We start from the raw sequence: 22,243 nt of genomic DNA on the forward strand, positions 1-22,243 counted from the left end.
CTTGACTGAACACAACTTACTGAGGCGTTTGCGCCGGCAAGAGGTGTTCCTTGAACGGAAGATCAGCGGGTACGCTGATTCCGCTGGCCAGCCACTGACTGCTCCACCCCAGGATGAGGTTCTTGGACCAATCTGCAACCAATAGAAATTTTGGCACGAGTACCGACTCCTGCCACCACGAATCCTGCTGTACCGGCCCCAGGCTCAACAGCCCGACTGCCACGACCACCAGCAACGCGCCACGCGCAGCGCCGAAGGCCATGCCGAGAAATCGATCGGTCCCGGAGAGGCCGGTGACACGTATCAACTCGCCAATAAGATAATTGACCATTGCCCCCACCAGCAGCGTGGCGATGAACATGATGGCGCAGCCCGCGATGACGCGAGCCGAAGGTGTCTCTATGTATCCGGCCAGGTAGACCGACAGTGAACCACCGAACATCCAGGCTACGACTCCTGCGATGATCCAGGTCAGCAACGACAGTGCTTCTTTTACGAAGCCGCGGCTCAGACTGATCAAAGCGGAGATGGCGACGATGGCAACGATCGCCCAATCAACCCAGGTAAATGGCACAGTGCAGCCTACGTACGGATAAGGCGGCGCATTTTAGCAGAGCGCCGGGCGATGGGTAAGCTGTGATTACGGGTGCTTTGCAAATCAATAGATTGGGCGGTATGAACGCGATTTCAAGCCCAGCATAAACCACTGTGGGAGGGGGTTTGCTCCCGATGCAATATGTCAGTAGCCAATGTACTGGTGTTCCATCGCTATCGGGGCACGGGTATCTACGTGACACACCGCGGTCAAATGTGGGAGGGGGCTTGCCCCCGATGGCGGCCTGACAGCCGACCAGAATCTTGGATTAGAACGAGTACATGTCCATTGCTGCGGTAACGGCCACTTAGGGTTCCGCTTTTACAGCGGGTCACTTTTGAAAAGCCGGAATGCCGGCCCAGGCAAAAGTAACCCAAACGCTCTTGCCCCACCACTCGGCACCTCGCTTAGGCTCGGTGTGCCCGTAATCCGCCATGAATTTGGGGGGCCGCCGCCCCGCGCCATCCATGGCGCGGGGCGCCTAAGATCAAAAGCAGATCAAGATCAAGAGCGGCTCGCTGCGCATCGTGGTTACCGCCGGCTGCTACACAGTTTTGTAGATACCTATGGCTATCGGGCAAACCCTAATGCCCGTCCGTTAAGCGTACATCGCCCTCTGTAGGAGCGAGCTTGCTCGCGAAAAACGTTAACGAAAACGCGTGCTTCCTGAATGAATGCGGCGCCTGTGAGTTTTTCGCGAGCAAGCTCGCTCCTACAAAAAGCCTTAACTGACTGGCATCAGGGCGAGCCCCTCTCACACTCAGATTGCATGACTGCCTGTTTGAATCAGCCGCGCTCCGGCTGGAACCGCACCACAAACCCATTGAGGTTCTGCTGGCGCCCCAGCAAGTCCCGCAGGCGATCAGCCTCGGCACGCTCGATCAACGGCCCGACAAACACGCGATTCTTGCCATCGGCACTACGGATATAAGCGTTATAGCCTTGGGCCCGCAGCTTTTTCTGCAGGGCGTCGGCACTTTCACGATTGGCCAGACTGGCCAACTGGATCGACCAACTGATCGGCAGGCCATTGGGGTCGATGCGACTCTGGCCCACGTCCGGCTTACCCGGCGCGGCAGGCTGCGGCGCTACCGGCTTGGGCGCTGGTGCAGGCGCAGCCGGTTTGGCGGCGACTGTCGGGGCCGGTGTCGGCTTGACCACCGGCACACTCGGCTGCACCGGCATCGAAGGCGCCTCTTGCGCGGCAACCTCCTCGTCAGTCGGCACGGGTTCTTCCTCTGGCAATGCCTGGGGCTCAGGCACCAACACCGGCTCGACCTGAACCTGAGGCACCACAGGCGCCTGGGGTGCAGCAGGCGCCTCAACCACGACCTGGCGCTGTTCATCCTGGCGGGAAAACAGCATCGGCAGGAAAATCACCGCCAATGCCACCAACACCAGGGCTCCGACCATTCGCTGCTTGTATGCGCTATCCAGTAATGCCATGTGCAGCTTCCTCCGTGGAGCGCCGGGCCAACCATTCGAGCGCCTCGGCGACACAATAAAATGATCCGAACAACAGGATTTCGTCGTCGGCGGTCGCTACCGCACACTGAGCCTCGAGGGCAGCGGTGACGCTTGCATACGACGTCACCGGCGCACCAAGGTTCTGCAATGCTACTTCCAGCTCAACCGCCGGGCGGCTACGCGGCGTATCCAACGGCGCAACGGCCCAAGACTGAACGTTGCCCAGCAACGGCGCAACCACGCCGTCGAGGTCTTTGTCGGCCAACAACCCAAACACCGCCAGGCGACGGCCGGCCGGCGGCGTGCGCGACAAGCGTTGCGTCAGGTAGTGGGCAGCATGGGGGTTATGCCCCACATCCAACAACAGGTTCAGGCGCTTGCCTGCCCAGTCGAAGGCGCGGCGATCCAGGCGCCCCACCACTTTGGTCGCCAGCAACGTCGCGGCAATCTGCCCGGCGTCCCAAGGCAGGTCCAGCAGGAGGTAAGCTTGCAGCGCCAGCGCAGCGTTTTCCATCGGCAGATTAAGCAGTGGCAGATCCAGCAGTTCTACCGCCTTGCCACGCGCATCACGCCCGCGCCATTGCCAATGGGAAGCACCGATTTCAAGATTGAATTCGCGACCACGCAGGTAGAACGGGCACTTCAGTTCGCGCACCTTGTCCAGCAAGGGTTGCGGCGGATCCAGGTCGCCACACAGCGCCGGCCTGCCCTGGCGGAAGATTCCGGCCTTTTCATACGACACCGACTCGCGGGTATCGCCCAGGTAGTCGGCGTGGTCGACGCCAATGCTGGTGACCAGCGCCAGGTCGGCATCCACCACGTTGACCGTATCCAGACGCCCGCCAAGGCCGACTTCCAATACCACCACATCCAGTTGCGCACGCTCGAACAACCAGAGCGCCGCCAGGGTGCCCATCTCGAAATAAGTCAGGGAAATATCGCCACGCCCGGCATCCAGGGCAGCGAAGGCTTCGCATAACTGTTCGTCGGTGGCTTCGACACCATTGAGCTGCACGCGCTCGTTGTAGCGCAGCAGGTGCGGTGAGCTGTACACGCCGACTTTCAGGCCCTGGGCCTGCAACAGCGCGGCGACAAAGGCACAGGTGGAGCCCTTGCCGTTGGTGCCGGTCACCGTGATCACACGCGGTGCCGGCTGGCCCAACCCAAGGCGGGCCGCTACCTGTTGCGAGCGCTCCAGGCCCATGTCGATGGCGGACGGATGCAACTGCTCAAGGTAGGCGAGCCATTCGCCCAGGGTACGTTGGGTCATAGGTTTGCAGGCACCGGCGGCACGACGATTGGCTCGACTTTAGGCGCGACGTACACAGGGGTCGGCAGGCCCATCATTTGCGCCAGCAGGTTGCCCAGGCGTGGGCGCAGTTCGCCACGTGGAATGATCAAGTCGATTGCGCCATGCTCCAGCAAGAATTCGCTGCGCTGGAAGCCTTCCGGCAGTTTTTCCCGCACGGTTTGCTCGATCACTCGCGGGCCGGCAAAACCGATCAGCGCCTTGGGCTCGCCGACGATCACATCACCGAGCATCGCCAGGCTGGCGGAAACGCCGCCGTAGACCGGGTCGGTGAGTACGGAGATGAACGGGATGCCCTCTTCACGCAGACGCGCCAATACCGCCGAGGTCTTGGCCATTTGCATCAGGGAGATCAGGGCTTCCTGCATACGCGCACCACCGGAGGCGGCGAAGCAGATCATCGGGCAGCGGTTTTCCAGGGCATAGTTGGCAGCGCGTACGAAGCGCTCGCCGACGATGGCGCCCATGGAACCGCCCATGAAGGAGAACTCGAAGGCCGAGACCACCACGGGCATGCCCAGCAGCTTGCCGCTGACCGAGATCAGCGCGTCTTTCTCACCGGTCTGCTTCTGCGCAGCGGTCAGGCGGTCCTTGTATTTCTTGCCATCGCGGAACTTGAGGCGGTCGACCGGCTCCAGGTCAGCGCCCAGCTCATTGCGGCCGTCGGCATCCAAAAAGATGTCAATGCGCGCGCGCGCGCCGATACGCATGTGGTGGTTGCACTTGGGGCAAACGTCCAGGGTCTTCTCCAGCTCCGGGCGGTACAGCACCGCGTCGCAGGATGGGCACTTGTGCCACAGACCTTCAGGAACCGAGCTTTTCTTCACCTCGGAACGCATGATCGAAGGGATCAGTTTGTCTACTAACCAGTTGCTCATGCTTTCTTTCTCCAGTACCGGTGGCTTGAACACAGCCCCGCGTATGCCCTTGAGCTAAATTCATATGTGGCGATGATACCTGCGGGACGGGGTCAGACGTTCGACCTGCCATTTCCTGCCTGCATCCCCAGCCTTCCAGACAACCTGCCAGCGCAGGGTTGCCACTTCATCTCCGGCCCACCACAGGCGGCGCCGGGCTGTTTTACACAGTGGTAGTTATGGACGGCGGCAGACTGCCAGCCGTCACATCCCAACGCTGCTGTTGCGCACGGCCTGCACGAATGCGCGAATCTTGCTGTGATCCTTGATGCCCCTGCCCTGCTCTACCCCCCCGCTGACATCCACGGCATACGGCCGCACCTGCTCGATGGCCGCTGCAACATTCCCAGGGTTGAGCCCGCCAGCCAGGATGATCGGTTTGTCCAGCGCCTCGGGAATCAGCGACCAGTCGAACGCCTCGCCTGTGCCACCGGGCACGCCTTCGACGTAGGTGTCCAGCAGAATCCCGCGAGCGCCGCTATATGCCGCACACGCAGCGGCGATATCGTCGCCGGCCTTGACCCGCAGCGCCTTGATGTAAGGGCGCTGATAGCTTTCACACTCATCTGGCGTTTCATCGCCGTGGAACTGCAGCATGTCCAGCGGCACGGCATCCAGGGTTTCGTTGAGTTCGCAACGGCTGGCATTGACGAACAAGCCCACCGTGGTCACGAATGGCGGCAGCGCGGCGATGATTGCCCGCGCCTGCAACACATTCACCGCCCGCGGGCTCCTGGCATAAAACACCAGACCGATGGCATCCGCCCCCGCCTCGACTGCCGCGAGCGCGTCCTCTATGCGGGTAATCCCGCAAATCTTGCTGCGAACGGCTGGCATATCGTAAGAACCTCAGGGTTTGGACCGTGAAAGTCCCGGATGGTAACAAAAGCTTTTCCGGGCGTCAGCCGCCAAGTTCGCTGAAACCTGTGAGGAAGTGTGGACCGATAAAGCGTTCCGGCAATTGGAACTCGTCGCGGTACTCCACATCCACCAGATACAAGCCAAACGGGTGCGCCGTGACGCCGCCCGTGCGGCGAATGCGGCTTTCCAGCACTTCCCTGGCCCACTCCACCGGGCGCTCGCCGGTGCCGATAGTCATCAGCACGCCGGCAATGTTGCGCACCATATGATGCAGGAAGGCCCCGGCGCGGATATCCAGCACGATCATCTTGCCGTGCCGGGTGACCCGCAGGTGGTGGACCTCCTTGATCGGCGACTTGGCCTGGCACTGGCCGGCACGGAAGGCGCTGAAGTCATGCACACCCACCAGGTGCTGCGCGGCCTCGGCCATGCGCTCGGCGTCCAGCGGGCGATGATTCCAGGTGATTTCTTCATTGAGGTGCGCGGGGCGGATCTGATCGTTGTAGATCACGTAGCGGTAACGCCGGGCGATGGCCTTGAAGCGCGCATGAAAATGCGCCGGCATGACCTTGGCCCAGCTCACACTGACATCATGGGGCAAGTTGATATTAGCCCCCATCACCCACGCCTTCATTGAACGCTCTGCCTGGGTATCGAAGTGCACCACCTGGCCACAGGCGTGGACACCCGCGTCGGTACGCCCGGCACACATCAGCGATACCGGCGAATCAGCGACTTTGGACAGGGCGTTTTCCAGGGTTTCCTGCACCGTCGGCACGCCAGACGCCTGGCGCTGCCAGCCGCGATAGCGCGAGCCTTTGTATTCCACGCCCAGGGCGATGCGGTAAAAGCCTGCGGCCGCCATTTCGGCGGCCGCGTTATCTATATTTGCCAAGAACTGAGAGCCTGATGAGTTGCGCAAAGGCGGGCATTATAAAGGCGCCGGATACGTGGCGGGCGTTTTGTTATGGATCGATGCCAAACAAATGTGGGAGGGGCTTGCTCCCGATAGTGGGGTATCAGTCAACAGGTTCATTGACTGAGCCACTGCTATCGGGAGCAAGCCCCCTCCCACACTGTTACAGCGCCTGGCTTTAGATGCGGCCGAGCATTTCCTTGGCTTCGCTACGCTGACCTTCATCACCCTCGGTCAACACTTCAGACAGGATATCCTTGGCACCGTCCGCATCACCCATGTCGATGTACGCCTGGGCCAGGTCCAGCTTGGTGGCGACCTCATTGGTGCCCGAGAGGAAGTCGAATTCCGGCTCATCACCGCCCAGCGCCGCATCTTCTGCGGTGAAGGAAGGCTCGATGGGCGGATGTTCCAGGCTCTGGGACAAGCGGTCCAGTTCGGCGTTGACATCATCGAGCTCCGACGAAAAGGCGTCGGGCTTGGCTGCAGGGGCGTTCGGCTCATCCGCCAGAGACAGGTCGAAGTCTTCCGGCAGTTCGAATTCGTCCAGTGCGGCGGGTGTCAGGGTGGGGGGTTCTACCGGCGGCACATCCGCCACCTGCCCTTCGAGCCCCGAAAGGAACTCATCATCGGACTGCGACGCCGGCGGCTCCAGCTGCAGGTCCAGGTCGAAGTCCGACAGGTCCTGCGCATCAGGCTTGGCTGCGGTCTGTTGCTGCAACAGCGCTTCAAAGGTTTGCTGGTCTTGCGCGATCTCGGCCGGCGAAGCGGCTTCCAGATCATCCAGGCTCAGGTCGAAATCGGTGTCGAACGCAGCGGTGTCCGCCTCGGGCGTCGGAGCCGGCTTATCGTCGAGCAGGTCCTTGACGTATTGTGCATCCAGCGCGGCCGCGGCCACTGCGGCACTGACACCCGCCGCCAACACGGCCATGGCCGGGAAGCGCGCCTTGAGCTGCTCGACCTGGGCATGGTTCTCACCATTGGCCACCAATTGGCGCTCCTGGGTGACGAAACCATCTTTGTCGTTCTGCAGGCCGTAGACTTCCATCAGCTTCAAGCGCAGGTCGCTACGCTTGGGCTCGTGCTTGATGGCTTGTTCGAGCACATCAGCCGCCTGGTTCAGGTGGCCACGGTCGATATGGGACTGGGCTTGCGCCAGGGCATCGCTGGAGTTCTCCTGGGCCACGGCAACAGCCAGCGGCGCGAGCACAGAGGCGACAGTCGGCACGACAACGGGCTCAACCACCGGGGCAGGCGCTGGCGCGGACGCCAGCTTGACGCTCGGCGGCGGCACTTCAAGGCCTTCGAAACTGTCGGGCGGCAGGTCCTGGTCAATATTGGGGGCAAACTCGGGCTCTTCGGCCAACGCCCGGGCCATGCGCAGGTGTTTTTCTTCTTCGCGGCGGGCATTGCGATGGCGCGCCCACAGCAGCAAGAGCAGCAGCACCACCAGGATGGCTGCGCCGCCAAGGATGCCGAGCACAATCGGGTTGGTCAGCAGGTCGTTGAACTTGCCTTCGGTGCTGGCAGGCGCTGCAGCCGGCTTGACCGGTTCAGGGGCAGGCTCAGGGGCCGGAGCCGCAACGGGCGCCGCAGGTGTTGCCGGCGCTGCCTCGGGCTCGCCGGCCAGCTGCGCAGGCATGGCCGCCGTTGCCGGCTCACCTTTTTCAGCCTGCAAGCGGGCGAGTTGGTCATTCTTCAGTTGAATCAGCTTTTGCAGCTTGTCCAACTGGCTCTGCAAGTCGGCGGCGCGGCTTTTCAGCTCTTCGTTATCACGGCGCGTGGTGTCCAGCTCTTCCTGGGTCATCGCCAGTTTGTCGCTCAGGGCACGGCTATCAGCGGCCTGGCCCTTCACGCCTTTTTTGGCGGACTCGGCCGAGACCAGGCTCAAGTTGTCCTGGGCTGCGGTGCTCGACGGCGCATTGCCAGCCTGGGTGCGTTTGGTCGCATCCAACTGCGCCTTGCCGGCCACTTGACTTTGAGGGGTACGGCGGCCTTGGCGCCAGGCGGCATTCTGCGCGCTTACTTCGGCAATCGCTTGCGGTTGCGCCAGCGCAGTGCTTTGTGTGGCATCCGGAAGGCGCAGGACCCGGCCGGTTTTCAGGCGGTTGATATTGCCGTCGACAAAGGCATCAGGATTGAGCGCCTGAATGGCCAGCATCGTCTGCTGGATCGAGGCACCATTGCGATTCTTCGCTGCGATTTCCCACAAGGTGTCGCGGGAAGTGGTGGTGTGCTGGGCCGGTTGGCTGACCGCGGGCGCAGTGCTCGCCGGCGCGCTGGCAGCCGGGGCCGGCTGATCGAACTTGGCAGGATCGAGCAGCACGCTGTAGTCACGCATCAGGCGGCCGTTGGGCCATTGCACCTGTATCAGGAAACGCACATAGGAATCGGGCAGCGGCTTGCTGGAAGTCACCCGCACCACGCTGCGACCTTCGGGGTTGATCACCGGTGTGAACGTCAGGTCATCGAGAAACGCCTGGCGGTCGACACCCGCATCCACGAAGGCCTGGGCTGAAGCCAGGCTTGGCGTGATCTCAGACGCGGTGAGGCCGCCCACGTCGCGCAATTCGATTTCCACCGACAGCGGCTGGTTCAACTTCGACTTGAGGGTCATCTCCCCCAGTTGCAGCGCCTGCGCCATACCGGAGGACAGCGCCGAGGCGGCCGCTATTGCTAACACCAGTTTGCGAACTTGAACCATAGCCTCATCCTTTGTTTGAACACTCCCCGCCCTGCGAGAAGGTTGGTAACCGCTGCCATAAGGCATGGCGAGCCGATAGGTTACCGACGCGCTTGTGTTCCACTTGGGGCCAAGCATAGCGCCTGGCTAGAATCAATCTACAAATTGCCGCCAAGTATCTTTTACACAAGGCCTTTTATCAACAACTGCGCCAGCTCCACGGCGTTCAGGGCCGAGCCCTTGCGTACGTTATCTGACGTCAGCCACAGATTTAGTTCCGCGGGGTCGTCGACTCCTGCGCGAACTCGTCCTACGTATACAACGTCCTGGCCGACGGCGTCGCCTACAGCCGTTGGATAATCCCCCTCCTCGACCAGCTCGATAGCCGGCGCCGCCTCGAGGGCGCGGTTCACCGCGACCAGATCGACCGGCGCGGCCAATTGCAACGACACAGTCAGGCTATCGCCAAAAAACACCGGGGCTTGAACGCAGGTTGCGGAAATCTTTAGCAAAGGTGTTTCCAGCACGGCACGCAACTCGTGTACGAGGCGTTTCTCCAGCTCTGTATGACCTTGGGCGTCTGGGGTACCGACTTGTGCCAACAGATTGAAAGCCATTTGCCGGTCGAAGAACTTCGGCTCCAGCGGACGCACGTTCAACAGCTCGGCTGTCTGGCGGGCCAACTCGCTGACGGCTTCGCGGCCCTGGGCGGAGACTGCCAGGTTGGCGGTGACACTGACGCGTTGGATGTCCACCAAGCCACGCAGCGGCGCCAGCACTACCGCAAGGTAGGTGGCACAAGGGCTTGGGCTGCCGAGCTGGAACGGCTTTTTCAAACCCTCCAGCACTTGGGCGTTAGCCTGCGGTACTACTTGCGGCGCCTGCTCGGCTGGCAGTGCGCCGGACAAGTCGATCACCGAACAGCCGGCGGCCGTGGCACGCGGGGCGAAGCTCAGGGTCACCGCCGGGCCTGCCGCAAAGAAGGCCAATTGCGCCTTGCTGAAGTCGAACTCGTCAACCTCCTTGACCCGCACGTTCTTGCCGCGAAACGGCACCGAAGCCCCCGCCGAGTTGCTGCCCGCCAGCAAATACAAGGTGCCCACCGGGAAATTCAGCTCTTCAAGGATCTGCACCAGGGTTTCACCCACGGTGCCGGTGGCGCCGATCACGGCAATTTCAAAGGTCTGGGTCATGGGGGTTGCCTCGGGCGTTACGGGGGAGCGGCACTTTACCGGGTGGTTGGGGGTGAGGCAATTAGCCTGGGCCTTGTGGTGGGGCTGATGGCGCTATCGGGAGCAAGCCCCCTCCCACACTTGCCCTCCATTTCAAGGTTGGAACTGGGTCGAATGTGGGAGAGGGCTTGCTCCCGATAGAGCCCGACAGAACAATAAAAAACCCCGCGCCTGTCACCAGGGCACGGGGTTCTTCAATGCCAGGAAGCGATCAACGCTCCAGCAAGATCCGCAACATGCGACGCAACGGCTCAGCCGCGCCCCACAGCAGTTGGTCGCCGACGGTGAACGCGCCAAGGAACTGGCTGCCCATGTTCAGCTTGCGCAAGCGGCCTACAGGCACATTCAGGGTGCCGGTGACCTTGGTCGGGCTCAGCTCCTGCATGCTGATATCGCGGTTGTTCGGCACCAGCTTGACCCAAGGGTTGTGCTGGCTGATCAGCCCTTCGATATCGGCGATCGGCACGTCTTTGTTCAGCTTGATGGTCAGCGCCTGGCTGTGGCAACGCATGGCGCCGATGCGCACGCAGATACCGTCCACCGGGATCGGGTTTTTGAAGCGACCGAGGATCTTGTTGGTCTCGGCCTGGGCCTTCCACTCTTCGCGGCTCTGGCCGTTGGGCAGTTCCTTGTCGATCCACGGGATCAGGCTGCCGGCCAATGGCACGCCGAAGTTCTCGGTGGGGTAAGCATCGCTGCGCATGGCTTCGGCCACACGGCGGTCGATGTCGAGGATCGCGCTGGCCGGGTCGGCCAGTTGATCGGCGACCGCAGCGTGGGTCGCGCCCATCTGCTTGATCAGTTCACGCATGTTCTGCGCGCCGGCACCGGAGGCCGCCTGATAGGTCATGGCGCTCATCCACTCGACCAAACCAGCCTCGAACAAACCGCCCAGGCCCATCAGCATCAGGCTGACGGTGCAGTTGCCGCCGACGTAGTTCTTGGTGCCGGCATCCAGCTGCTGGTCAATGACCTTGCGGTTGACCGGGTCCAGGATGATCACTGCGTCGTCCTGCATGCGCAGGCTCGAGGCGGCATCGATCCAGTAGCCCTGCCAGCCGGCTTCACGCAGCTTGGGGAAGACTTCGCTGGTGTAGTCGCCACCCTGGCAGGTCAGGATCACGTCGAGGGTCTTCAACTCTTCAATGCTGTAGGCGTCCTTAAGCGGGGCGATATCCTTGCCCACGGACGGCCCTTGGCCACCTACGTTCGAAGTGGTGAAAAACACCGGCTCAATAAGATCGAAATCCTGCTCTTCCAGCATCCGCTGCATGAGCACGGAACCGACCATACCGCGCCAACCGATCAGACCTACACGTTTCATCGCAACTACACCTTGTTAAAAAGTGGGCCGCCTTGCAGCAACAACTGCAAGCGGGCCCGAGAGATTACAGATTCCGCAGCGCGGCGACTACTGCGTCGCCCATTTCTTGCGTACCGACCTTGGTGCAACCCTGGGACCAGATGTCACCGGTACGCAGGCCCTGGTCCAGCACCAGGCTGACGGCTTTCTCAATCGCGTCCGCCGCATCAGCCAGGTTGAAGCTGTAACGCAGCATCATCGACACCGACAAAATGGTCGCCAACGGGTTGGCAATGCCAAGGCCTGCGATATCCGGCGCCGAACCGTGGCATGGCTCGTACATGCCCTTGTTGTTGGTGTCCAGGGACGCCGACGGCAGCATGCCGATGGAGCCGGTGAGCATCGAGGCCTGGTCGGACAGGATGTCGCCGAACAGGTTGTCGGTGACGATCACGTCGAACTGCTTGGGTGCGCGCACCAGCTGCATGGCGGCGTTGTCGACGTACATGTGGCTCAGTTCGACGTCCGGGTAGTCCTTGGCGACTTCCTCGACGATTTCCCGCCACAGTTGACTGGAGGCCAGTACGTTGGCCTTATCCACCGAGCAGACCTTCTTGCCGCGCACGCGGGCCATGTCGAAACCGACCCGGGCAATACGGCGGATTTCGCTCTCGCTGTACGGCAGGGTGTCGTAGGCCTGGCGCTCGCCATTTTCCAGCTCGCGCACGCCCCGTGGCGAGCCAAAATAGATACCGCCGGTCAGCTCACGCACGATGAGGATATCCAGGCCCGCTACCACCTCCGGCTTGAGGCTCGACGCGTCAGCCAGTTGCGGGTAGAGGATGGCCGGGCGAAGGTTGCCGAACAGGCCCAGTTGCGCACGGATTTTCAGCAGGCCGCGCTCAGGGCGGATGTCACGCTCGATCTTGTCCCATTTCGGCCCGCCCACGGCGCCGAGCAGTACCGCATCGGCAGCCCGGGCGCGGTCCAGGGTCTCGTCAGCCAGCGGCACGCCGTGCTTGTCGATGGCAGCGCCGCCGATCACGTCGTGGCTCAGCTCGAAGCCCAGGCTGTACTTGCTGTTGGCCAATTCCAGGACCTTGACCGCTTCGGCCATGATTTCCGGGCCAATACCGTCGCCAGGGAGAATCAGAATCTGCTTGCTCATGCGTTCCTCATTTCATCAAGCGACCCGCCCGCGGGCAGGTCGGGGAAAATCCAATCAGCGTTCGGCGAACACCACCAGCACGTCGGTGCTGAAGGTGCCGTCGGCCTGTATTTCGTAGTAATCACGCACTTCCTGGCCCATCGCCTGTTGCAGCTCAAGGATTGCCGTGCGCAACACCTCTGGCGTGCGCATGCGCTCGACCCACGAGGTGTATTCCAGGCGCAGGCGCTGGCGGCTGCTGTTGCGCACATGCAGACCGGACTCGCTGAGTTGCTGCATCCACTCGGCGGCGGAGTAATCACGCACGTGACTGGTGTCGCGCAGCACTTCGACGGTTTGCAGGTAAGTGTCCAGCAATGGGCTGCCCGGTGACAAGACGTCGACAAACGCCGCCACGCCGCCTGGCTTGAGCACTCGGCGCACTTCGCGCAGGGCCAGGCCGAGGTCGCTCCAATGGTGGGCCGAGTAGCGGCTGAACACGAAGTCGAACTCGCCATCGGCAAAGGGAAGGCGTTCGGCGGCGCCGTGTACGGTACGGATATTGTCCAGGCCGCGATCTATCGCAGCGGCGGCGACCACGTCAAGCATCTGCTGGGACAGGTCGTAGGCCACCACTTCTTTGACCAGAGACGCCACCTGGAAGCTGACATGACCAGCGCCGCAGCCCAGGTCCAACAGTCGTGCAGCGCCCTGCCCGGCCAGTTCGGCCTGTAGCAGTGCGAATTCGGTGCCCTGGGCGTGCACGGCACTGCTCAGGTAGGCTGCTGCCTGTTCGCCGAATTGTTTTTGCACGACTTGGGTGTGGGCGGTGGTGGTCATGGGGGATTCCTCAATGGACCTTGTGGTGTTTGTGCTGGCCCTATCGGGAGCAAGCCCCCTCCCACATTTGGAATGCGTTCCCCTGTGGGAGGGGGCTTGCTCCCGATAGCGGCGGCCCGGCCTACATCAATCTATGCATCGCGAAACAACCAAGGCTGACTCGCCCGGTGCCTGGTTTCAAACGCCGCAATCGCATCGCCGTCCTGCAAGGTCAGGCCGATATCGTCCAGGCCGTTGATCAGGCAATGCTTACGGAACGCATCCACCTCGAAGTGATACACCTTGCCATCCGGACGGGTCACGGTCTGCGCGGCCAGGTCCACCGTCAACTGGTAGCCCACATTGGCTTCCACCTGCTGGAACAGCTCATCCACTTCGGCGTCGCTCAAGATGATCGGCAACAGGCCGTTCTTGAAGCTGTTGTTGAAGAAGATGTCGGCATAGCTCGGCGCGATAATGCTGCGAAAGCCGTATTCCTCCAGGGCCCACGGCGCGTGCTCACGGCTGGAGCCGCAGCCGAAGTTTTCCCGGGCCAGCAACACGCTGGCGCCCTGGTAACGCTCGGCGTTGAGCACAAAGTCTTTGTTCAGCGGGCGCTTGGAGTTGTCCTGGTAGGCATAGCCCACGTCCAGGTAGCGCCACTCATCGAACAGGTTGGGGCCGAAACCGGTGCGTTTGATCGACTTCAAGAACTGCTTGGGGATGATCTGGTCGGTGTCCACGTTGGCACGGTCCAACGGCGCGACAAGGCCTGTGTGTTGGGTAAAAGCTCTCATCGGGTATTCCTCAGATCAATTCGCGAACGTCGATGAAACGACCGTTGACGGCCGCCGCGGCAGCCATGGCCGGGCTGACCAGGTGGGTACGGCCACCGGCGCCCTGACGCCCTTCAAAGTTACGGTTGGAAGTGGACGCGCAATGCTCGCCCGACTCCAGGCGGTCGGGGTTCATCGCCAGGCACATCGAGCAGCCCGGCTCGCGCCACTCAAAACCGGCCTCGAGGAAGATCTTGTCCAGGCCTTCAGCTTCGGCCTGGGCTTTGACCAGACCGGAACCTGGCACCACGATGGCTTGCTTGATGGTCGAGGCAACCTTGCGCCCCTTGGCGATCACTGCCGCGGCGCGCAGGTCTTCGATCCGCGAGTTGGTGCAGGAACCAATGAATACGCGATCCAACTGAATGTCGGTGATCGCCTGGTTGGCTTTCAAGCCCATGTACTTCAAGGCGCGCTCGATGGAGCCACGCTTGACCAGGTCAGCCTCTTTCGCCGGGTCCGGCACGTTCTGGTCAACCGCCAGGACCATTTCCGGCGAGGTGCCCCAACTGACTTGCGGCTTGATCTGCGCGGCATCGAGTTCGACCACGGTGTCGAACACTGCATCGGCGTCGGAGACCAGGTCTTTCCAGGCTTCGACGGCGGCGTCCCAGTCAGCACCCTGCGGGGCAAATGGTCGGCCTTTGACGTACTCGACGGTTTTCTCGTCCGCCGCCACCATGCCCACGCGCGCACCGGCTTCGATGGACATGTTGCAGATGGTCATGCGGCCTTCGATGGACAGGTCGCGAATCGCGCTGCCGGCAAACTCGATGGCATGGCCGTTGCCACCTGCGGTGCCGATCTTGCCGATCACGGCGAGCACGATGTCCTTGGCGGTCACGCCAAACGGCAAGGTGCCTTCGACGCGCACCAGCATGTTCTTCATCTTCTTGGCCACCAGGCACTGGGTGGCGAACACATGCTCCACCTCGGAAGTGCCGATGCCATGGGCCAGGGCGCCGAATGCACCGTGGGTGGAGGTGTGGGAGTCGCCGCAGACCACGGTCATGCCCGGCAAGGTCGCACCCTGCTCCGGGCCGATGACGTGGACGATGCCTTGACGCACATCATTCATCTTGAATTCGGTGATGCCATATTCGTCACAGTAGTCGTCGAGGGTCTGTACCTGCAAGCGCGAGACCTGGTCGGCGATGGCTTCAATACCGCCCTTGCGCTCAGGCGTGGTCGGCACGTTGTGATCCGGGGTGGCGATGATCGAGTCGACGCGCCAGGGCTTGCGCCCGGCCAGTCGCAGGCCTTCAAACGCTTGGGGCGAGGTCACTTCATGGATGATGTGACGGTCGATATAGATCAGCGACGATCCATCATCGCGACGTTTCACTTCATGGGAATCCCAAAGCTTGTCGTAAAGCGTTTTGCCGGCCATCAGTCGGTCCTCATCAGCGGTGCTTCTATACGCCGGGCTTTTCAATAACCCTTTGGCTTGTGAGGCTGATGGTATGGCGCTACATTAAATAACTCAAATTCATATTTTTTATGCTTTGGATTACCAACTGGAATAGCACCATGGACCTGGCCAACCTCAACGCCTTTATTGCCATCGCTGAAACCGGCAGTTTCTCGGGTGCCGGCGAACGCCTGCACCTGACCCAACCGGCCATCAGCAAACGTATCGCTGGCCTGGAACAACAACTGAAGGTGCGTCTGTTCGATCGCCTGGGCCGTGAAGTGGGTTTGACCGAAGCCGGGCGAGCCTTGCTGCCTCGCGCCTATCAGATCCTCAATGTGCTGGACGACACCCGTCGCGCCCTGACCAACCTCACCGGCGAAGTCAGCGGGCGACTCACTCTGGCCACCAGCCACCATATAGGCCTGCACCGTCTGCCGCCGATCCTGCGCACCTTCACGCGGCAATACCCGAACGTGGCATTGGATATTCAGTTTCTGGATTCGGAAGTGGCCTACGAAGAGATCCTCCACGGTCGTGCCGAAGTGGCAGTGATTACCCTGGCGCCCGAACCGCACAACCTGGTGCGCGCCACGCCGATCTGGGATGACCCGCTGGATTTCGTGGTGGCACCCGAACACAGCCTGATCAGCAACGGCTCCATCAGCCTGGCCGATATCGCCGCGCACCCGGCGGTGTTCCCCGGGGGCAATACCTTCACCCACCACATTGTCAGCCGGTTGTTCGAGGCCCAAGGCCTTGCGCCGAATATCGCCATGAGCACCAATTACCTGGAAACCATCAAGATGATGGTCTCCATCGGCCTGGCCTGGAGCGTGTTGCCGCGCACCATGCTCGATGACCAGGTGGCAAGTATCGCTTTGCCGGGCATACAGCTCAGTCGCCAGCTAGGCTATATCGTGCACACCGAAAGGACGCTGTCGAACGCTGCGCGGGCCTTCATGAGCCTATTGGATGCACAGGTTGATCTGCCAGGGTTACCGGCATGACACCGTGCGGCCCCGGGTTCTAACTACTACCGCGCTGTTTTCCCAACGAGCCAAGGCCCTTTGACAATGCGCAATCCCGTCGACCCGATGCCCCCCCTCCCCCGCATCTACGCCCTGGACCCTCAAGCGGCGGAGCAAAGCTGGGACAGCGCCCCGCAATTGCTGGCGGCCCTCAATGCCGCCCGGCTGGGTGCCTGGTGCTGGGAAATCGATACGGGAAAAATCAGTTGGTCACGGGGCACCCAGGCGTTATTTGGCTTTGATCCTCGCCAGCCGCTGCCCAAGGACCTCGACTATCTCGATCTGCTCGCACCGGAAGACCGAACCCGCGTGATACGCGGTTTTCACGCGGTACTCGCCGGGGAGCCATTCGAGCGCGCCATGCACCACCGCATCCAGTGGCCCGATGGCAGCCTGCACTGGCTGGAGATCAGCGGCAGCCTGGCGCCAGACAAAGCAGGTCGCCGCCGCATGATCGGAGTGATTCGTGAGATCACTCACCAGCGCGAACGCGAATACGCGCTCAGTCATTCAGAAAAGCGCTTCGCCACGCTGTTCCACCTGTGCCCGAACATGGTGCTGCTGACGCGCCAGGCCGACGGTTTGATCAGCGAGGCCAACCAGTACTTCGAAATGCTGTTCGGCTGGCCGGTGGCCGACGCCATTGGCCGTACCACCCTGGAGCTGGGCTTGTGGCGCGACCCTGAACAACGCGCACTGCTGGTCAAGGCCACCCAGCGCAAGGGCGAGCCCATGACCATGGAGGTGCAGTTCTGCGCCAGCAACGGCCAGATCCACGACGGCACGCTCAGCGCCCAGAAGGTCGAGCTGGACGGCGAGGCCTACCTGATCAGCACGTTCCTCGACACCACAGAGCGCAAAAATGCCGAACAAGCGCTCAAGGACAGCCAGGAACGCCTGGACCTGGCCCTGGACTCGGCACAGCTGGGCACCTGGGACTGGCACATACCCAGCGGCATGCTTTACGGCTCGGCCCGTGCCGCCCAACTGCACGGCCTGGACCCCGCACCGTTCCACGAATCCTTCGATGCGTTTTTCGAAGGCATGTCCGATGAAGACCGCGAGGGCATGCGCAACGCCTACCGCAGCTTGCGCGAAGGTCCGGGTGGCAACTATCAGTTGACCTATCGCGTGCTGATGGAGGACGGCAGCCCACGCTACCTGGAAAGCCGTGCCCGCCTGTATCGCGACGAGTCCGGCCACCCCTTGCGCATGGCCGGCACGTTGCTGGATATCACCGACCAGGTCGAGCGCGAGCAACGGCTCACAGCCTCCGAAGAAAAATTCGCCAGCTTGTTCCAGGCCAGCCCCGACCCGATCTGCGTGACCGACCTGGACAGCGGCGCCTTTATCGAGATCAACCCCGCGTTCACCCAGACCTTCGGCTTTACCGCCGCCGAAGTGATCGACAAAAGCGCCGAACAGATCGGCCTGTGGGACGAGTCCAGCAAGCGTCTGCAACGCATCGAGCAGGTGATTCGCGAACAGGCCCTGAGCAACGTAGCCGTCGTAGTGCATCACAAGGATGGCCAAAGCCTGACCTGCGTGATTTCCAGCCGCTTGATCAAGGTCAGCGACCAGTCGTGCATCGTCACCACGCTGCGCGATATCACCCAGCAGCAACGCTCGGAAGCCGCACTCAAGGCCAGTGAAGAGAAATTCGCCAAGGCATTCCACTCCAGCCCCGACGCAATTTCCATCACCGAACGCGACAGCGGCCGTTATGTGGAGGTCAATGATGGTTTTTGCCGCCTGACCGGTTACCGCACCGAGGAAGTGATCGGCCTGACCCTCTACCAGATCGGCATCTGGGCCGATGAAAACCAGCGCGCCGCCCTGCTGGCCGAACTGCAGATCAAAGGTCGCATTCATCATCTGGAAATGCTCTGGCACAACAAACGTGGCGAGGTGTTGGCGGTGGAGGTTTCGGTTGAACCGATCACCTTGAATGAAACCCCATGCCTGCTGCTGACCGCACGGGATGTCAGCCTGTTGAAAAACGCCCAGGCGCAGATCCGTCACCTGGCCTACCACGACCCCCTCACCAACCTGCCCAACCGTGCGCTGCTGATGGATCGCCTGAGCCAGCAGATCGCCCTGCTCAAGCGCCACAACTTGCGCGGCGCCCTGCTGTTTCTTGACCTCGACCACTTCAAGCACATCAACGACTCCCTCGGCCATCCGGTGGGTGACACCGTATTGAAGATCGTCACCGCCCGCCTGGAAGCCAGCGTGCGCATGGAGGACACCGTGGCACGCCTGGGCGGCGATGAATTTGTGGTGCTGCTCAGCGGCCTGGAGGGTTCGCGTCAGGCCGTCAGCAGCCAGGTGCAAGCATTGGCCGACACCCTGCGCGAGTTGCTTTCGGAACCGATGTTCCTCGACGGCCATCGGCTGCAGGTCACGCCCAGCATCGGCGTGGCGCTGATTCCCGACCATGGCAGCACACCGGCCGACCTGCTCAAGCGCGCTGACATCGCCCTGTACCGCGCCAAGGACTCAGGGCGCAATACCACGCAGATGTTCCACAACAGCATGCAGAAAACCGCCAGCGAGCGCCTGCGTATGGAGACCGACCTGCGCCTGGCCTTGTCACGCGGTGAGTTCAGCGTGCATTACCAACCGCAAGTAGACGCACGCGGCAACAGGATTATCGGCGCCGAGGCCCTGGTGCGCTGGCAGCATCCGCAACTGGGCGCGCAGTCGCCAACGGAATTTATCAAGGTATTGGAAGACAGCGGCCTGATCCTGGAAGTCGGCACCTGGATTCTCGATGAAGCCTGCGGCGCCTTCGCACAATTGATTGCCGACGGCCTGGTGGACCCGCTCAATTTCAGCCTGTGCGTGAACATCAGCCCGCGGCAGTTTCGCCAGAATGATTTCGTGGAACGGGTGGAACGCAGCCTCAAACAGCACCAACTGCCCTTCAGCCTGCTGAAACTGGAGATCACCGAAGGCATTGTCATCCAGAACCTTGACGATACCGTGGCGAAGATGCGCCGCCTGAAAAAGCTAGGCGTGAGCTTCGCGATGGATGATTTCGGCACCGGCTATTCTTCCCTGACCTACCTCAAGCGCCTGCCGGTGGATGCATTGAAAATCGATCAGTCGTTCGTACGCGATGCCACCCACGACCCGAATGATGCGGAAATCATCCGCGCCATTGTGGCCATGGCGCGCAGCTTGAACCTGGAGGTGATTGCCGAGGGCGTGGAAACCCCGGAACAACTGGCGTTCCTGCAGCAGTTGGGCTGCCATTTATTCCAGGGTTATTTGCACAGCCGGCCGTTACCGATAGAGGGGTTCAGGCGGCTGCTGGAGTAGCGATCAGATCAGCGCTACGGCCTGACCTCGCGTAGGGGCCGAACCTTGGCGCCCCCATAATTCTTCGCGGCCATTGATGACCGCCACCGAATGCATGGCCCGGTTACACATACCCAGTTGCCCATTGGCAAGGTCGCGTACAGAAACCTTTTTCATATGCTTCTTCAACCCCAGCCGCATGAACCCTTCACCCGGCCCGGTCTCGTCCTCGCCATTATTCAAACTGCGGATCGCCGCCTGGAAGCTTCGTCCCGCCGTACGGTCATTGTTTTCCATCTGCGCACGCTTGGCACTAACCGCAAACAAGAACTGCGCATCCTTGAGCATCCCCTTATCGGCGCCGACAAACCGCGCAGCTCTCGCCCCTTCGGCGAGCTCACGGTCGGTCAGGGTGAGCTGGAAGTCATCCCGCATGACCACCTGGTAGCCGCCACTGGTTTTGGTCACTTCCTTGAAAATATCCGTGGGGCTCTGACCAAATCGATACATCGCCGCCTTGATGGCCGATACCGTCACACAGTTGCCATCGGGGCCCTGGCGAAACCCGCTCCAGATGTTGTCAGGCTTGGCGCCATTTCGCTTGCTGGAAAGCCCCTGGATTTCCAGTGCAGCACCTGGTTTGGGGGCGACAGGTTCTGGCGTCACCTGCGGGGTAACTTTTACGGAAGGAGCAGGTGCATCAGGACGTACCCGGGCCCGTCTATCTCTTCCCTCAGATATCAACTCCTGTAACTGAGAAGAAATCGAACGCAACGCAGTAAGAACTTCCGGCAACTTATCATTTTCGGTTTTGCTTTCCGACACCGTGCTGACAGGTACACTTACATCGCGTTTAACACTCTCACTGCCAGACCACAGCGTTGGGCTTAACTTATTACTCGCTTCACCCAGATCACCGAACTTATTGAAATCTACAATACGCGCAAAATTGTTAATTGAATGAATAGACATATACTTCTCCACACACAGGCATCCCACGAATACAGACTTCGCCGAAGGTGCCTGCTTTTCTTAAAATTTTAAACAACCCCGCTCATACACAGCCTCGGGACGCTCGTCCGCCCCTGATTCAGTGCGGGTATTGATTTGACTTTTATGAACTGGAAACAACAGCGTCACCCAGTCCATCTATTCGTGGGGAATGCGCCTATCGAGTTCCCGAAATTGTTTCTTATATAACGACACCCGCACGCACTCGAGGGCGCTCCTCCCTGCCTGTTTCCATGAGCCCTTGCGCCAAGCTGCTGCCGGCTAATCTTGGTCCTTACATACGTTAATAAACGACTGATCGGCAAATAGCCGATAATATTCAAGCAACTTCAAGCTGAGCTTTTTATGGTATTTCGCGCACGCGAAAGAAAAGGCTCCAATGGAGCCTTATCAGTTCAATATAAAAATTACTTGACGGTTCAATCCGACGGGGCTGGCTGCTGCATGCCCAACAGGCGACCGACCTGCTCCAAGTGCGTCTCACGCCGCAGGGCCGTGAACAGTTCCACCGCCTCCGGGTAATTGCGTGTCAGCATCGCCAGCCATTGTTTCAAGCGTCCGGGCGCCTGCTTTTCAGTCAGTTGTGCCACCGATTGACGCCAGAATTCCTGCAGCATCGGCTGCATCTGCGCCCAGGTCATTTCGACCACGTCTTCGCCCGCCTTCGCGGCTACGATCTGCCGTGCCAGGTCAGGGCGAGCCACCAGGCCACGGCCGAGCATGATGTCTTCGGCACCACTGATTTCGCGACAACGCTTCCAGTCTTCGACGCTCCAGATATCGCCATTGGCGAACACCGGCACCTTGACCACTTCCTGCACCCGCGGGATCCACTCCCAATGGGCCGGCGGCTTGTAGCCATCGGCCTTGGTGCGCGCGTGCACCACGATATGCGCAGCACCGCCCTCGGCCAGGGCCGTGGCGCACACCAGCGCGCCGTCCGGGCTGTCGAAGCCCAGGCGCATCTTGGCGGTGACCGGAATGTGGGCAGGCACGGCGCGGCGCACGTGCTCGACAATCTGGTTGAGCAGTTCCGGCTCCTTGAGCAGCACCGCACCACCACGGGATTTGTTCACGGTCTTGGCCGGGCAACCGAAGTTCAAGTCGATGACTTGCGAACCCAACTCGCAGGCCAGTGCGGCATTTTCCGCCAGGCATACCGGGTCGGAGCCGAGCAGTTGTACACGCAGCGGCACACCTGCCGCCGTGTGGGCACCGTGCAACAGCTCCGGAGCGAGCTTATGGAAATAGGCAGGGGTGAGCAGGCGGTCGTTGACGCGGATGAACTCGGTCACGCACCAGTCAATACCGCCCACGCGGGTCAGCACGTCCCGCAGGATGTTGTCGACCAACCCCTCCATGGGCGCCAAGGCAATTTGCATGGAAAACACTCAACAAAAAT

The 22,243-nt window shown here is 61.2% G+C and carries 17 protein-coding genes; 2 read left to right on the forward strand and 15 right to left on the reverse strand.

The features are described from left to right. Window positions 1-16: 16 nt before the first annotated feature. The 13 genes from KVH01_RS11860 to leuC form a co-directional block, all read right to left on the reverse strand. On the reverse strand, window positions 17-574 hold the full coding sequence (locus KVH01_RS11860; RefSeq protein WP_005789751.1) for a CvpA family protein: 558 nt from the start codon (window positions 572-574) through the stop codon (window positions 17-19). 807 nt (window positions 575-1,381) lie between these two features. Continuing rightward, window positions 1,382-2,041, reverse strand: coding sequence for an SPOR domain-containing protein (locus KVH01_RS11865; RefSeq protein WP_217881583.1), 660 nt, complete (start codon window positions 2,039-2,041; stop codon window positions 1,382-1,384). Next, window positions 2,025-3,332, reverse strand: coding sequence for a bifunctional tetrahydrofolate synthase/dihydrofolate synthase (gene folC, locus KVH01_RS11870; protein WP_217881584.1), 1,308 nt, complete (start codon window positions 3,330-3,332; stop codon window positions 2,025-2,027). Before folC ends, KVH01_RS11865 begins: the two co-directional genes overlap by 17 nt. Then, window positions 3,329-4,249, reverse strand: coding sequence for an acetyl-CoA carboxylase, carboxyltransferase subunit beta (accD, locus tag KVH01_RS11875; protein WP_032888267.1), 921 nt, complete (start codon window positions 4,247-4,249; stop codon window positions 3,329-3,331). The genes folC and accD overlap by 4 nt, the downstream gene beginning before the upstream one ends. Window positions 4,250-4,492: 243 nt before the next feature. Beyond that, window positions 4,493-5,125: a phosphoribosylanthranilate isomerase gene (locus KVH01_RS11880; protein ID WP_217881585.1), complete on the reverse strand. Its 633-nt coding sequence runs from the start codon at window positions 5,123-5,125 to the stop codon at window positions 4,493-4,495. 64 nt (window positions 5,126-5,189) lie between these two features. After that, window positions 5,190-6,014 carry a tRNA pseudouridine(38-40) synthase TruA gene (gene truA / locus KVH01_RS11885; RefSeq protein ID WP_043051724.1) on the reverse strand — a complete coding sequence of 275 codons (825 nt, stop codon included), beginning with the start codon at window positions 6,012-6,014 and terminating at the stop codon, window positions 5,190-5,192. A gap of 229 nt (window positions 6,015-6,243) precedes the next feature. Continuing rightward, on the reverse strand, window positions 6,244-8,769 hold the full coding sequence (locus KVH01_RS11890) for a FimV/HubP family polar landmark protein (RefSeq protein WP_217881586.1): 2,526 nt from the start codon (window positions 8,767-8,769) through the stop codon (window positions 6,244-6,246). A 161-nt stretch (window positions 8,770-8,930) separates the two neighbouring features. Next, on the reverse strand, window positions 8,931-9,941 hold the full coding sequence (locus KVH01_RS11895) for an aspartate-semialdehyde dehydrogenase (protein WP_217881587.1): 1,011 nt from the start codon (window positions 9,939-9,941) through the stop codon (window positions 8,931-8,933). A 250-nt stretch (window positions 9,942-10,191) separates the two neighbouring features. Further along, window positions 10,192-11,304: an aspartate-semialdehyde dehydrogenase gene (gene asd / locus KVH01_RS11900; RefSeq protein ID WP_005789767.1), complete on the reverse strand. Its 1,113-nt coding sequence runs from the start codon at window positions 11,302-11,304 to the stop codon at window positions 10,192-10,194. 64 nt (window positions 11,305-11,368) lie between these two features. Beyond that, window positions 11,369-12,451, reverse strand: coding sequence for a 3-isopropylmalate dehydrogenase (leuB, locus tag KVH01_RS11905; RefSeq protein WP_217881588.1), 1,083 nt, complete (start codon window positions 12,449-12,451; stop codon window positions 11,369-11,371). 54 nt (window positions 12,452-12,505) lie between these two features. Then, the gene (locus KVH01_RS11910; protein ID WP_217881589.1) at window positions 12,506-13,270 is read right to left on the reverse strand and encodes a class I SAM-dependent methyltransferase; all 765 of its coding nucleotides are present in this window, start codon (window positions 13,268-13,270) and stop codon (window positions 12,506-12,508) included. Between the two features lie 131 nt (window positions 13,271-13,401). After that, window positions 13,402-14,046: a 3-isopropylmalate dehydratase small subunit gene (leuD, locus tag KVH01_RS11915; RefSeq protein ID WP_014719160.1), complete on the reverse strand. Its 645-nt coding sequence runs from the start codon at window positions 14,044-14,046 to the stop codon at window positions 13,402-13,404. 10 nt (window positions 14,047-14,056) lie between these two features. After that, entirely contained in the window at window positions 14,057-15,475 is a 1,419-nt protein-coding gene (leuC, locus tag KVH01_RS11920) for a 3-isopropylmalate dehydratase large subunit (protein ID WP_046068941.1), read from the reverse strand. A 140-nt stretch (window positions 15,476-15,615) separates the two neighbouring features. Here leuC and KVH01_RS11925 point away from each other — a divergent pair, with 140 nt between their 5' ends. After that, window positions 15,616-16,506 (forward strand): LysR family transcriptional regulator, encoded by an 891-nt coding sequence (locus tag KVH01_RS11925; RefSeq protein WP_217881590.1) that lies wholly within the window; start codon window positions 15,616-15,618, stop codon window positions 16,504-16,506. 66 nt (window positions 16,507-16,572) lie between these two features. Then, complete coding sequence (locus tag KVH01_RS11930; protein WP_217881591.1) at window positions 16,573-19,851, forward strand: sensor domain-containing protein; 3,279 nt, start codon at window positions 16,573-16,575, stop codon at window positions 19,849-19,851. A 3-nt stretch (window positions 19,852-19,854) separates the two neighbouring features. Here KVH01_RS11930 and KVH01_RS29835 read toward each other — a convergent pair whose 3' ends face one another. Beyond that, window positions 19,855-20,802 carry a CsgG/HfaB family protein gene (locus tag KVH01_RS29835; RefSeq protein ID WP_225924161.1) on the reverse strand — a complete coding sequence of 316 codons (948 nt, stop codon included), beginning with the start codon at window positions 20,800-20,802 and terminating at the stop codon, window positions 19,855-19,857. A 458-nt stretch (window positions 20,803-21,260) separates the two neighbouring features. Then, entirely contained in the window at window positions 21,261-22,223 is a 963-nt protein-coding gene (locus KVH01_RS11940; protein ID WP_217881592.1) for a tRNA dihydrouridine synthase, read from the reverse strand. Window positions 22,224-22,243 lie beyond the last annotated feature (20 nt).

Origin of the sequence: Pseudomonas khavaziana, assembly GCF_019145205.1 — a bacterium.
GTDB lineage: Bacteria > Pseudomonadota > Gammaproteobacteria > Pseudomonadales > Pseudomonadaceae > Aquipseudomonas > Aquipseudomonas khavaziana.